This is a genomic window from Streptomyces sp. NPDC051219 (assembly GCF_040682335.1).
In the GTDB taxonomy this organism is placed as follows: Bacteria; Actinomycetota; Actinomycetes; order Streptomycetales; family Streptomycetaceae; genus Streptomyces.
On sequence record NZ_JBFBAS010000067.1, the window covers coordinates 1 to 14,780 of the forward strand.

Here is a 14,780-nt window from a genome sequence, read left to right on the forward strand (position 1 = left end):
CTCGCTCGGAGCGGTGTAGACGGGCTTGAGCGCCTTGGCGATCTTGTCCCAGTCCTGGCGGGCCGCGTAACGGAAGCTGTTCCGCAGGAGATGAAGCCGTCAAGAATCAACACGTTGGTTATCGGCCCTGCCCCTGTGATCTTCCGGATGTGACTCGTCGGCCGAGGTGAGGAGGTCGGCTGCGGTGGCGTGCCGGTGCTCGGCGGGGGCGATGGTGACGTGGTGGGCGTCGAGGATCGGCAGGACGTCGTTGATCGCATTCCAGAGGGTGCTGCGGCTGATGTCGAACAACTCGGCGAGGACGTTGAGGGTGCAGACGCGGCGTCGATAGAGGATGGTGGCGAGGATCCGGTCACCGTCGGTGATCTTCTGCCGGAAGACGCCGCCTCGGGTGCCCAGGCGGCGGTCGCCGCCGCGTTGGCGGTGACGGCGCTGTTCGATCACTGCGGCGTAGGGCACGATCAGCTCTTCGAGCAGGGCGTGCAGCGCCTCGCGGCTCATGCCGGTCAGCGCCGGGTCGGTGAGTGAGTGACGGGTGGATGTCGCCGGGGCGGGCCCGGCGGGGTCGGCGCCGGTGGCCCAGGCGCGGAGGTCCTCAGCGTGGGTGAAGTAGCGCACGACGGTCGGCGTGATGGTGATTTTCTGTTCGTCCAGCAGCTTCCGGGTCGTCTTGATGGCCTGGCCGATGGTGACCGGATTGATCCCGAGCAGGTCGCAGAGCACCTTCTGCGGGCAGACCTGCCGCAGATAGACGACGGTGAGCAGGACTTCGTCCGCGTCTGACAGCAGTGCTCGGCTGCGGCCGGTGGTGGCGACGCGCCGGCCTCCACGCAGCACGTAACGGCGCTGTTCGGCCTGGGCTTCCTGGATGGGGGCCAACTGTGCCCGCAGCGCCTCCAGTTCGCTGGTGGTCATGCCGGTCAGGCGAGGGTCGGCGAGCATCTGCATGGTGTGCGTTCGGGCCGCGGCGCGTTCGTCGGCGCGTGGTGCGGGGACCGTGCCGCCGGCCGGGGCGATGCTGTAGTTCCATTTGCCGTGGTCGGCGTGTGCGGTGATCGGCAGGGTCTGCAGCTGGTCGCCGCTGACCATGATGCCGGTCGGGTAGGCGCCGTGGTCGAGGACGGCCTCGACGCGCAGTCCGGTCCGGGTGGTGGTCGCGGCGATCGTGTTGAGGACGACTTCGTGGCTGGTCAAGGGCCGACCGCGCCAGTTCGTGGTGATGTGCGAGAACAACCGGTGCTCGATCTTGTTCCACTTTGAAGTACCCGGCGGGAAGTGACATACCGTGACCGTCAGCCCGGACTCGGCGGCGAACGCGGCCAGTTCGGCCTTCCAAAGCCGGTACCGGTAGCTGTTGGACCCGCCGGCGTCCGCGGTGATCAGCAGCCGGGAGGCCGCGGGGTAGTCGTGCTGGCCGCGAGCCTGCCACCAGCGGCGGATCGAGGAGACCGCGAACGCCGCCGTGTCGTGGTCGACCCCGACGCTCACCCAGCCAGTGTTCGCGGTCATGTTGTAGATCCCGTACGGAATCACCGTCTCGACGCTCGGACCGGCGAAGAAGCTGTGGTCTTCGACCTCGACGGGCTGCCCGGCCGGCCGCCACTCGCGTCCGGCCATCGGCAGCAGCCCCAGCTGTTCCTTCTTCTTCGCGTCCACGCTGACCACTGGCTCGCCGGCGGCCTGGTGCTCTTTGACCTGCTCGTTGATATAGCGGAACTGCGCATCCCGGTCAGGATGCTGATCACCTGCCAGGGTCTTGGCGGTGCCCTGCAGGCTGAACCCGTGCTCCTTCAGCAGCGCCCTACCGTGGGCGCGGTCACACGATGCCCCTGCCGGGACAACTCGGCGGCCAGGCGCCGCAGCGACTTCGTCGTCCAGCGCAACGGCGACATCGGATCACCGCGCTCATCCGGTTCGACCAGCGCCATCAGCGCCGGAACCAGCTGCCGGTCAACGGCCTCGGCCCGCATCCGCCCGCCACCGGGGCGCCGGACGCGTCCCTCGGGCAGGGGCTCGTCCCCGGCCTCGAGCTCGAAGACGCCTTTGCGGACGGTCGTCTCGCTGACCCCGGCCGTGCGCGCGACCAGTCGTACGCCTCCGTGGCCGAGCAGTCGGGCCTCGGTCGCCAGCGCCAGCCGCTTCTGACGCTCGTTCAGATGCGGAAGCAAGACCTCGAACCGTCGTGCCAGTTGGCCGCGAACTTCGTCGGATATTCGCATACCGCATCAACGAGACCGCCCCTGCGAAGCAACGTGTTGATTCTTGACGGCTTCGATGAACCACACAGGTCTGAACAATTGTGCGAGGCCAGACCGTCTCCACCGCGTCGGGCAGGCCCATCAGGCCGTCGCAGACCAGCATCAGCACGTCGTCCAGGCCGCGGTTCTTCAGCTCGGTGAACACGTGCAGCCAGTACTTCGCGCCCTCGCCGCCGTCGCCGGCCCAGATGCCGAGGATGTCGCGGGTGCCGTCCACGGTCACCGCCATCACCACATAGACGGGCCGGTTCGCGACCTGCCCGTCCCGGATCTTCACGTTGATCGCGTCCACGAACAGGACCGGGTAGACGCGGTCGAGCGGACGGTTGGACCACTCGGCCATGCCGTCCATCACCTTGTCGGTAATCGTGGAGATGGTTTGCTTGGACACCGCGGCCCCGTAGACCTCTGCCAGATGTGCGGAGATCTCCCCGTGCGTGAGACCCTTCGCGGACAGGGACAGCACCATCTCGTCCACCCCGGTCAGCCTGCGCTGCCGCTTCTTCACGATCTGCGGCTCGAAGGTGCCGGCCACGTCGCGCGGCACCTTGACCTCGACCGGTCCGACGTCCGTCAGGACGGTCTTGGCCCGGTTGCCGTTGCGGCTGTTGCCGCTGTTCTTCCCGGCTGCCTCGTGCTTCTCGTAGCCGAGGTGATCGGTGATCTCGCCCTCCAGAGCGGACTCCAGTACCCGCTTCGTCAGCTGCTGCAACAGCCCTCCCTCACCGGTCAGTTGCAGACCCTCGCTCCGGGCACGGTCGACCAGCATCGTGATCAACTGCTCGTCCGACGTGGCCGCACCGACCGACCCCTCGCCGGGCTCGTGCACGATCGTCGTCTCACTCACTTGGCGTCTCTCCCATGATCAGCAGATCCGCCGTTGATTAGACACTCCCGCGGCCGAGGCGAGAGTGCGGATGGCGGGCAGGTCGGTGTACAGGTTGTTGCCGGGGCACTCGGTCGGGTATCCGTCGCGGTGGCCGGAGATCCGGTTCAGGGTGACCTTCTGGCCCTTGGTGTACTTGCCGTTGTCGGCGGCCGCGGTGAGCACCACCGTGCTGGACGCCTCGAAGCCGTACAGGCCGAGCTTCCAGGCGGCGACCCCGGCGACGGCCTCCTGCACGGCGGGGGTGGAGAGCGCGTCGTTGTAGTTGCCGAGGACGGCGACGCCGGAGGTGTCGGTGTTGAAGCCGTACACGTGCGCGCCCAGGACCGGCTTGTCGATGCCGCCCGCGCGGCCCTCGAAGAGGGTGCCGCACTTGTCGACCAGGAAGTGGTAGCCGATGTCGTTCCAGCCCTGGCTCTGCACGTGGTACAGGAACATCGCGCGGATGATTTCCGGTGACTGGGCGCAGGTGTAGTCGTTGGTGCCCGCGGTGTGGTGGACGAACACGGCCTTGGTGTTGGTCGTGTACGTCGGCGGGCTCTTGACCAGAGACTCGTCGGCGTTCCAGCCGGAGCGCGGGGTGACGGCCGGCTGCGGGGCCGTGCTCACCGCCGCGGCGGCGGCCGTCATGGACGCGGATGCCGATGACGTGGACTGCGGTGATGTGTGCGCCGTGCGCGCGGCGGGGGTGTCGCCGGCGCCGGCCGGGTCCACCAGCTCCACACGCAGCCCGTCCGGCAGCATGGACAGCTTGCCGTGCTGCCCGGTCACCCGGACCTGCACGCCGTCGGACGGCCCCGTCCACAGCGGCTGGGTACCGGCGCGCACGTCGGCGTCAACGCTGTCCGGCCCCACCTCGGGAGTCCGTACATCGAAGTCGAGTTCGCGCCACTCGGACCAGGCGCCGGTGACGCTGTCTCGGATGCGGACCTGTGCCTTGCCGCCGAGTTGGGCCCGTGGATCGGTCCAGGTGATGCCGAGCATGCTGAACGCCGGGGTGCGGCGCGCGGACAATGTCTGCTGCGCGGTGCCGGAGCCGTGCAGGGCGATGCTGTGCACTCCGTCCGCGGCCGAGGGCTGAGCGGCCGGTGCCGGGGAGGCGAGGCCGACGGTCGCGAGAGCGGCGGCGGCCGCCGCCGCGACGCGGGCCGTACGGCGGAAGGCGTGCGGTATCACTGGGCTCCTTCAAGGGCTTCGGGTGCTACAGGTGCTTGGGTGTTGGTGAGTTCGGCGCTGCAGGTGGTGCGGCCGAACTCGCCGGAGGCGGTGGATTGTTGGACTTGCTGGCTGCGGATGGTGAGGGTGCAGCTGGCCTGGCCGCCCTTCTCGCCGAGGGTGACGTTGACGATCGGGGCCTTCCCGATGGGCACGTTCACCGTCTTTTTCCAGGGCAGTTGGGCGTTCTTGGCGATGTTCGCCCGGGTGCTCCCGCCCGCCCCGAGGTAGGAGATGTCGGCGGTGCCCTCGCCGAGCACCTCGTACGTCACCTCGGCGGTGGGTACCGCGCGGGGCTTGGGCTTGTCCTCCGTGTCGAGTACGCCGTAGCCGATGAGCGTGCCGCAGGCGATCAGCAACACGACGCCGATCACGATGCCCGACCGGTCAAGTCCCTTGGAGCCGGCCTTGGGCGCCGAATTCTCCGGTTCGGGGCTTTCGGCGTTTTCGGGCGTATCCGTCGCAGCCATGCGGGTCCTCCGGTGAATGCGCTGAGTGCGTGAACCAGGCGGTTATACCCCATGGCGTTGCGTCCGGGCGAAAGTGAGTGGATGAATAGGGGCGTAGCATCCCCTAATTTCACATGCCAACTGTCTAGTAACTTGCATGTGGTTGACGGCATGTCATGCGCGTGATCTATTACCCGGGCGCCGCTGTGTGGCCCCCACTCACCTGCAGCGATGCACAGACGAACGGCCGGTCGGGACTCACCCGGCCGGCCGGATCTGCGTGCCCTGTTCCCCAGCGGGGAATGGAGCCGAGGAAAGGGATTGGTTTGAAAGTGAGATACGGGAGATTCGTCTCCTGCCTCGCGGTGACCGCGCTGGCGAGCACCATGCTGCCATCACAAATGGCCTATGCCTCAACGGTTTCGGAAGGCGACGACAGGGAATTGTCGAGGCCTTCCAAGGCTGGTTCTCGGACGACGGGGAGGCGGCCGGGCCCGAGGAGCCGACGACCGGTGGGACTCCGGCGCTGCCCAGCCGGGAGAAGCTGCCGAAGGGCAAGGTCGCTCCGAAGGCGAAGCGGGTCAAGGAGCTGACCGGCAGGCGTACCGCCAATGCCCGGTACTGGCAGCTGTCGGACGGGCGGGTGCAGGCCGAGGTGTCGGCGGTGCCGACGGCCTACCGGGCCGGGAAATCGTGGAAGGACGTCGATCCGACGGTCACGGCCACCGCCCGTGAGGGCTTCGCCTTCGCCAATACCACGAACGCCGCCCGTAGTTGGTTCGGATCGGATGCGCGGCAGCTGCTGCGTTTTGAGTCGGCGGACGGGCATGCGGTCACGCTGGGTCTGCAGGGTGCGGGCAAGCTCGCGCCGACGGCCAAGGGCAACACTGTCACGTACAAGGACGCGGTCGCCGGGGCGGACCTGTCGTACCAGGTCGGTCCAGGGCGCGTGAAGGAGAACATCGTCCTGGCCGAACGGCCTGCGGGTCGGGTGTCGTTCACTTTCACGCTGGACGCGGGTGGGCTGACGCCGAAGGCGGGCAAGGACGGCTCGCTCCGGTTCTACGGCGAGGCCAAGCACCCGGTGCTGGAGATCCCGGCCGCGTTCATGACGGACGCGGAGAAGGACCCGGACTCGCCGTACGGGTACACCTTCAGCAACAAGGTGACCCAGAAGCTTTCTCGGGACGGCAAGGGCTGGAAGCTGACGGTCACTCCGGACGCGAAGTGGTTGGCCGCGCCGGAGCGGCAGTATCCGGTCACCGTCGATCCGACGCTCGCGATCGCGCCGACGCCGAACACGGCGCAGGACACGATGATCCTGTCGTCCGCTGCCGACACCACGTTCTCGGACTGGCGGCTGTCGGCGGGCCTCGACTCGGCGGGTGCCGCCGCCCGGACGCTGATCAAGTTCGGGCTGTCCGGAGTGCCGGCGGGCACGAAGCTGGACGACGCCCGGCTGCAGATGTACTACGACCAGACACACACCGGAGTGACCAGCGGCTCCCCGGTAGCGCTGGGCGCATACCGTGCCACCGGCGCCTGGGACGAGGCTACGGCGACCTGGAATAGCGCCAACGCTCTGGTGGGTGAGCTGTCCGGCTCGACCACGCAGGTGGACGACGGGGACGCCGGGAAGACCGCGGCCGTGGGCTCCTGGCCCGCGTCGGGGAACGCGGCGTTCACCCAGTACGCGGTCAACCAGGACTACCTGTACAACAAGGACTCGGTGGCGGGTGACACCTACACCTGGCAGCCGAAGCTTCCCGAGGACGGCATCTACCAGGTCGACGCGCATGTGATCCCGGCCGACGACCGGTCCACTGCCGCGCCGTACACCCTCACCTACGACGGCGGTTCAAAGGCCTACACCGTCGACCAGAAGACCGGCACCGGCGGCATATGGAAGCCGCTGGGCGCCCACCCGTTCAAGGCGGGCACGGCGGGCAAGGTCGTCCTCGGCGACGGGCCGGCCTCGACCACCACCGCCGTGATCGCGGACGCAGTGCGGTTCACCAAGCCGGGCGGCGTGTCGATGCCCGCGCATACCTACAACAAGTGGCACTCCTTCTCGGTGAAGGACACCGTGCAGAGGTGGCTGGACGGCACCACCACCAACCACGGCTTCGTGATCAAGGCCGCCAACGAGGCGGCGGGAGCGCCCAAGGGCGGCCCGCGCTACGAGGCATCCGAGTTCGGGTACGGCGGCGAGAGCGTCAACTACCCCAAGCTGGTGCTCACCTACGGCCGGCAGGGCACCACGCTGGATGCCCCCACCGTGATCCACGACACCGGTGCGGAGCTGAACTGGGCCCCGTACGCGGACCCCTCGACCGCCACGGTCGACGACATCGTCGAGTACCAGGTGCACCGCAGCATCAGCCAGACGTTCAACCCGTCGGCGTCCACCCTGGTCTCCCCGGTCGCGGCCGGGACGACGGCGTTCACCGACACCACGGCGGTACCGACCAAGGGCGACGATGCGGATCCGTTCGGCCGGGCGTACTACTACATGGTCGCGGTGAAGACCAAGGACGGGCAGGTCATCGCCGCCCCGACGCATCTGGTGCGGCTGCCGAAGGCAGGTCGCACGACCAGGGTGTTCGAGGCATCCCAGGACACCACTTTGTCGTCGACCGAGTCGACTCTTGCGCACGACACCATCTCCGACGGGCAGCCCCAGAACTGGGTGACGGTCGGCAACAACTCGCCCTCGTTCGGCAAGACCCGCACCCTGCTGAAGTTCCCGGCGCTGGGCATTCCCGCCACCGCCCGGGTGCTGGACGCGAAGGTACGGCTGTGGGGAACCCTGACCACCCAGCAGGCGTCCGGCGCAAGCTATGAGCTGCGCTCACTCACCAAGGACTTCGACGAGGCAACAGCCACCTGGGTCAAGGCCAACGCCACCACCAACTGGACCACCGAGGGCGGCGACTTCGACGCCTCCGTGGCCGCCACGGTGGGGCAGATGACCAACGACCCCGCCCGCCACGACTGGAATGTGACCTCGCTGGCGCAGGGCTGGGTCACCACCCCGTCCTCCCAGCAGGGCGTCATGGTCAAGATGGCCAACGAGGCGGTCGAGCAGGAGCGGACCGTCTTCCTCTCCTCCGAGGCCAGCGAGCAGCGGCTCCGTCCGAAGATCGTGGTCACCTACATCGACTCGACCACCGAGTCGACCTATTACGCGCCGCAGACCCCGGCCCGGATGACCCCGAACACCACCTACCCGGTGGAATTCACCCTCACCAACACCACCACGGCGATGTGGAAGGCCGCCGACCAGGTCCTCACCTACAAGTGGGCCCTTCCGGACGGCACCGACGTCACCACCGGCGGCAACCAGATCCAGACAGCCCTGCCCAACGATGTGGCGCCCGGTGACTCCGTCACCCTCCAGGCACAGGTCAAGACCCCGATCAATTCCGACTCGGGCAACAAGCGCACCGACCACGTCCTGACCTGGGACGTGTTCAACAAGACCGCCGACACCTGGGCCTCAGGCACCGACGGCATACCCGGCTTGAAGCAGAACGTGGCCGTGGAGGACCCCACCTCCAACCAGCTCGGCCTGGAGAAGTTCTACTCGTACGCGGGCAAGAACACCGGCGCCGGCTCGAGCGTCATGAACAACACGGCCGTCGGCAACAGTGTCTGGTCATACAACGCTTTCTCCAACCCCGGCCGCGGCCTCAGCACCTTCGCCCGCCTCTCGTACAACACCCTCGACACCTCGGACACCGTCCTCGGCCACGGCTGGTCGGGCCAACTGGCCGGACCCATCCGGCTGGGCGCGTCGCTGGAATTCCACCCGAAGCCGAACCCGACGGAGATCAAACTCCCGGACGGCGACGGCACGACCCACATCTTCAGTAAGCAGCCCGACGGCACCTGGAAGGCCCCGGCGGGCGTCCACTACAAGGTGGACGCCAAGCCGGGTCTGGACTGCACCCCGGCCAAGGACCCGACCCCGGACGCATGGACGCTGACCCGCCCCGACGGCACCCGGTTCCTGTTCGGCTGCGACGGCTACCTGACGTCGACTGTCGACAAGAACGGCAACACGCAGACATACACCTACGAGGAGCGCAAGTCCAACAACAAGCCGACCAAGTTCCTCAAGTACATCACCGACCCGGCCGGCCGGCAGTCCCTGACCGTCGAGTACTACGCCAAGGGTGAGACCAGCTCGAAGATCGTCGACCACGTCAAGTCGATGACCGACATCTCCGGGCGCAAACTCACCTTCGAGTACTCCGACGAAAAGCTGCTCACCAAGCTCACCGACGGTGCAGGCTCGTCCCAGCCGAAGGTGTTCCTCTTCGAGTACCACGCCACGCAGGGCAACAAGAACGTCAAGCTGGTCAAGGTCACCGACCCCCGCTCCAACCCCACCAACCTGGCGTACTACTACCCGAAAGAAGGCGACGACCCGAAGTACCACTGGCGAACGCAGACCATCACCGACCGTCTGAACGGCACCACGAACTTCACCTACGCCGCCAACGCCGGCAACAGCAAGTTCACGGACACCAAGGTCACCGACGCCGAGAACCACGCGACGGACTATGTGACGGACGACTTCGGCCGTCCGGTGCAGACCACCAACGCCAAGTCGCAGACCACCAAGATGACCTGGGATGCGGACAACAACGTCACGTACCTCGAGGAGGACAACGGCGCCAAGACCGCTTACTGCTACGACCAGAAGACCGGCTACCCCCTCTGGCAGCGCGACGCCGAGAACAACAAGGCAGGCTTGCCGTCGGCTGGCGACTGCGCGCCCGGCACCTACCCCGCCAACGCGCAGAAGTACGAGTACCAGACCCGGATTGACGGCTACGCCGCCGACCTCTTCAGGAAGGTCTCGCCAGAGGGGCGCACTTGGCAGTTCGGCCATGACTAGTTCGGCAACCTGAAGACGGTCAGCGACCCCAAGGGCGTCGCCACCACCACGACGGACGACTACACCACCAGGTACGAGTACGACGCGTACGGTCAGATGACCAAGGCGATCGACGCCAACGGCAACCCAACGACGAACAGCAACTTCGGCCCGACCGGTTACCCGGCAACTATCACCGACGCCCTGAACAAGTCGACGTCGTTCATCTACGACGAGCGCGGCCAGGTCACCCAGGTCACCGACGCACTGGGCAAGAAGACCACACAGACGTACGACACGTTCGGCCGTCCGCTGGTCAGCACGGTGCCGAAGGACCAGACCGCGGGTGTTCTGATCACAACGCCGGCACCGGTGTACGACGAGAACAACAACGTCACCACGTCGACCGCGCCCAACGGTGCGGTGTCCACGGCGCTGTACGATGCGGCGGACCAGGTCGAGGAGGCCACGGCACCCAAGGATACGAGCACCTCGGAAGCACGCAAGTCGGTCTACACATACGACAAGGTCGGCAATCTCAAGACGACGACCGAGCCCAAGGGCACCCTGACCACGGCGGACCCGAACGACTACAAGACCGTCAACACCTACGACGAGATCTACCAGTTGACAGGCGTGGTCAACGCGGCCAACGACAAGATCTCGTACATGTACGACAACGTCGGGAATGTCACGAAGGTCGTCGACCCCAAGAAGAACGCGACAATCGACACAACCGACTTCACCGCGAAGACGGCGTACGACTTCAATCACCGAGTCACCGAAGTGACTGATACGGCGGGCAAGATCGCGTCACGGAAGTACGACAAGGACTCGCTGGTCGTCGAGACCAAGGACACCGAGAACAACACCACGTTCATCAGCTATGACGAGCGAGGTGCGAAGAAGGAGATCAAGGTCCCGTATGAGGGGACCACATTCCGTACGACACAGTTCGAGTACGACCAGGTCGGCAACACCACCAAGGTGATCAGTCCGCGTGGTGTGAACACGGCAAATGCTGAGGACTTCACCTCGGAGACCGCCTATGACGCACTGAACCGGCCGTCGAAGCAGTACCAGCCGTACGACCCGGCAGACGCCCGCTACAACAAGAAGGTCTACGCGGAGACGCAGTACGACGAGGTAGGCCGGGTCAAGAAGACTTCGCTGCCGCCGTCGGACTTCCAGACGGTCCGCAACGACACGGTTTTCGAGTACTTCGACAACGGCTGGACCAAGCAGTCCACCGACCCGTGGGAAATCGTCACCAAGTACGACTACAACGACCTGGGCAAGCAAACTGCTCGTACACTGTCCTCTGCTGACGACTCCTCGTCGCGGACGATGGACTGGACGTACTACCCGGACGGCAAACTCAAGACGAAGACCGACGACGGTGTACCGGTCGGCAGCGCTGTGGTCGTGGTCGACAACTCCGACATCCAGAACACATCGTCGACCGGGACCTGGGCCAGGGGGAGCATCAGCGGCCAGCAGGGCTACGACCACCAGGTCCACGCCGCCGGCACCGGCAGTGATGCCTTCGCCTGGTCCCTCAACGTTCCCAAGGACGGCAGCTACACCGCCTACGTCAAGTACCCGAAGGTCACTGGCGCCGCCACGGCCGCGAAGTACACGGTCACCAAGTCCGACGGCACCACTACGGAGGTAACGAAGGACCAGAACGCCGCCACCGGCACCTGGGTGTCCCTGGGCTCGTACACCTTCACCCAGGGCAACACGGCCAAGCTCCAGCTATCCCAGAACAGCGGGGGCGCAGTCGTCGCCGACGGCGTCAAGCTGGTCCGCAACACCTCGGGCGACACCGACAACGAGAAGAAGTCCTTCACTTACGCCTACGACGCGAACGCCAACCTGACGTCAATCGACGACACCTCCTCCGGCGCAAAGGTTGACGCGTACACGGTCGCCTATACCGGGCTGAACCAATTCCAGAAGGTCACTGAGGCGCTGGCCGGCCAGGAGAAGAAGGCCACGTCGTACACTTACGACGCCAACGGCCAACCAGAGACGGTCACTCACCCCGACCAGTTCTCCAAGTACACATATGACCTTCGCGAATTGGTCAAGACGGTCTCGGTCGGCAAGACTGCCACGGATGCCTCACCGAAGGTCAGCTCGTACACGTACACCGACCGCAGAGCAAGGCTCCAAGAGACGAAGGCCAACAAGAACACGGTCGACTACGTCTACTACCTCAATGGAGCACTGAAGACCCAGACGGAGAAGAAGCCGAACGGCACGCTGGTGTCCTCGCACACGTACTCCTACGACGCCAACGGTAACAAGGCGCAGGACGTGGCGAGGAAGATGAACGCCGAGAACAGCACGGCGTACCTCGACTCCACCACCGACTACACCTATGACCCGGCCAACCGGCTCGCCAAGTCGGTGAAGACCGGCGTCGGCGCGAGCACCGACACCTACGTCCACGACGACAACGCCAACGTCGTCTCGCAGACCGTCAAGGGTGTCCCGTCCACCTTCACGTACGACCGCAACCGCCTGCAGTCGTCGCTGACCTCGGGTACGGCGTTCTCCTACAACTACGACCCCTTCGGGCGCCAGGAGTCCGTCACGGCCGCAGAGAAGGTCGTCGAGCGGAGTGTGTATGACGGGTTCGACCATGTCGTCGAGTCACAGAAGATGGACGATTCCGGGTCGCTGAAGTCGACGAAGTACACCTTCGACCCGCTGGACCGCACCGCGTCCAAGACAGCGGACGGCAGGACCACCAACTTCAACTACCTCGGTCTGTCGAGTGAGGTCCTCGGCGAGGAAGTCGCCGGCGCGCTGACCAAGTCGTACCAGTACAGCCCGTGGGGCGAGCGCCTCTCCCAAGTCAAGCACAACACCAACGGGACGACCGAGGACGGCTACTACGGCTACAACAGCCACACCGATGTCGAGACGCTGACCACCAAGGACGGCGACACCAAGGCGACCTACGGCTACACGGCCTATGGCGCCGACGACAAGGAGGAATTCACCGGCATCGACAAGCCCGTTGCTGGCAACCCGACGGAGGACGCGTACAACCCCTACCGCTTCAACTCCAAGCGCTGGGACGCCTCCTCGGGTACGTACGACATGGGCTTCCGCGACTACAATCCGGGCCTCAACCGCTTCACCACCAGGGATATGTACAACGGCGCCCTGGCGGACATGGGACTCGGCACCGACCCCTACACCAGCAACCGCTACGCCTTTACCGGCGGTAACCCGATCAGCGGCGTTGAACTCGACGGGCACCGGATCGATCCCGATGGCGGAGGGCACAACACGTGGTGTCCGCTCACCTTCGTTAAGGGCGTGTTGGGCGAGGTCTACGTCGACGACAACGCTGTGCCGCACCTTGTGGCGCAAGATGGCGACTCGGACTCTTCACGAGCCGCTCTCGCGCACATGAACAAGGGGCTCGCAGCGAGTGGTGACGCGTACAACCACCTCACAGGTTCGGGTTCCCGCTACCTGCCGCAGGACGACCTGAATGCGATCACAGGGAAGGCCAGAATCGTTGGTGCTGATGGCGCCACGACTGTGACCGGAACTACCGCCGACATGATCAAGGTGACATGGAGGATGGGAAGCATAATCAGTGTCGAGTCCTTCGATGACACAACATCAACATCGTCGAATATCGACAACATAGCCAAGACCATCAACAATAAGTTCGTCGGCGGAAGTAAGCATCAAACGCAGAACGTGGTGTTTTCGGCCACGAGCCGAGGGCAAGCCACGGCAGTGGCGAATCGCTTTAAGGGTAACGGGAACGTTCGCGTTCTCCATCTGGGTTCAGGGTTCGACACCGGCGATATTGGAGCCAGCGCCCGGCCGTCGTTCCTCTCGCCTGGTTCACCCTTTGCGCGTGGTGGGGCTCCAGGGAGCGGGGCGCCAAAATCCGGAGGTCGGGCAGGAAGTCTGGGCGGTAAGATACTCGGCGGAGCTGGCATCCTCGGTGAACTCTTTCTCTGGTATGACGCATACAGGATTGTGCGTGGAGATCAAGTTTGTCCTTGGCCGATGGAGTGCTCAACCCCAGAAGTAGCATAGGAAGTCGAGGAACCTCCCCCTCCCGGGTCTCAAAGATTCGGGAGGGGGAGGTTCCTCGACTGGAGTGTACTAGAATCCATTTGATCCTAGTCGTTTTATGAGATGGGTGAAGTGTATGGCAACCGACATTGTCACGGTGTGCTTGACTCCGGTTGACCCTGAGAAAGTTCTCGAATCCCTGACTGCCGCTCTTGCGCCCTACGACCAGAACTCGGATTCTGACGAGGGTGGATTTGAGTGGCGGGGCGAGTGGGACTGGTGGCATATATTCGGTGGCGATGGTGACAAAGGCCTCCCGGTGCTGCCGAATTTTGATTGCGATCCGCGGTTGATCAGAGTTCCGGTATACCGGAATGGCGATCGCCGGAAAAGGTTTCCTCTGCGCTGTGATGGGGGCCCTCGACGCTTGTTGGATTTTGACGCCGACCGCTCTTCTGTGGCAGCTCGAGCATCCGACACCTGGGAAAACCTGTGGAGCCTTTCGCGGAAATCTGAGAAGGCTACTTCACTGCGCGCGTTCTTTGATCGATGCATCGAATCGCCTCAGTATTCCGCACAACAGGCGCGGAGTGAGTATCTGCTGCAGCCGTTCGTGCGAGCGGTATCGGATTCTGGCATACTTGGCGGTCTCGCCGTGGTGCAGGAATCTCAGGATCCCGTTTCCTGGCTTGAGCTGGGGATTGAACAATTCGTCCGACGAGAGGTCAGTCGGGCCCTTCCTACTGGCGCGCTCGTGACGGTAGAAGGCGAATGGGTTGATGATTCCGTGGATAACAGCACGGCGGAATCTCCGATTGAAATGGTACGCAGATCGAATGCGAGGAATCTCGAATATATGAGATTTGCGGACGAGTATCTGGAGAATTTGGACGGTGATGTTGTTGTGGTGCGGGTCCTCTATCACTCGTAGAGCATTACTGAGGATTTCAGGGTGGGGTCGGTGGGTTGAAAGCCAGGCCGGTGGCGGTGAGGCAGCCGTCGATGAGGTGGGGTCTGAGTTGGATTCTGCG

Annotated in this window: 5 protein-coding genes and 4 pseudogenes; 4 read left to right on the forward strand and 5 right to left on the reverse strand. The window is 64.9% G+C overall.

All coding sequences use genetic code 11. The features are described from left to right. The 5 genes and pseudogenes from AB0M62_RS34315 to AB0M62_RS34335 form a co-directional block, all read right to left on the reverse strand. Positions 1-96 (reverse strand): annotated as a pseudogene (locus AB0M62_RS34315) (transposase); the annotation flags it as partial. A gap of 3 nt (positions 97-99) precedes the next feature. Beyond that, positions 100-2,219, reverse strand: a pseudogene (locus AB0M62_RS34320) (ISAzo13 family transposase). 55 nt (positions 2,220-2,274) lie between these two features. Beyond that, positions 2,275-3,027, reverse strand: a pseudogene (locus AB0M62_RS34325) (IS256 family transposase); the annotation flags it as partial. Between the two features lie 96 nt (positions 3,028-3,123). Continuing rightward, entirely contained in the window at positions 3,124-4,320 is a 1,197-nt protein-coding gene (locus AB0M62_RS34330; RefSeq protein WP_366078250.1) for a peptidoglycan recognition protein, read from the reverse strand. Further along, positions 4,317-4,829 carry an MmpS family transport accessory protein gene (locus AB0M62_RS34335; RefSeq protein WP_366078251.1) on the reverse strand — a complete coding sequence of 171 codons (513 nt, stop codon included), beginning with the start codon at positions 4,827-4,829 and terminating at the stop codon, positions 4,317-4,319. The genes AB0M62_RS34330 and AB0M62_RS34335 overlap by 4 nt, the downstream gene beginning before the upstream one ends. A 643-nt stretch (positions 4,830-5,472) precedes the next feature. On the opposite strand from AB0M62_RS34335, the gene AB0M62_RS34340 reads away from it, so the two are divergent. The 4 genes and pseudogenes from AB0M62_RS34340 (at position 5,473) to AB0M62_RS34355 (ending at position 14,680) form a co-directional block, all read left to right on the forward strand. Next, positions 5,473-9,714 (forward strand): DNRLRE domain-containing protein, encoded by a 4,242-nt coding sequence (locus AB0M62_RS34340; protein ID WP_366078252.1) that lies wholly within the window; start codon positions 5,473-5,475, stop codon positions 9,712-9,714. Positions 9,715-9,723: 9 nt separating this feature from the next. Then, positions 9,724-9,798 (forward strand): annotated as a pseudogene (locus AB0M62_RS34345) (hypothetical protein); the annotation flags it as partial. Positions 9,799-9,810: 12 nt separating this feature from the next. Further along, positions 9,811-13,770 (forward strand): RHS repeat-associated core domain-containing protein, encoded by a 3,960-nt coding sequence (locus AB0M62_RS34350; protein ID WP_366078253.1) that lies wholly within the window; start codon positions 9,811-9,813, stop codon positions 13,768-13,770. Between the two features lie 115 nt (positions 13,771-13,885). Next, entirely contained in the window at positions 13,886-14,680 is a 795-nt protein-coding gene (locus AB0M62_RS34355) for a hypothetical protein (protein WP_366078254.1), read from the forward strand. Positions 14,681-14,780: the final 100 nt, after the last annotated feature.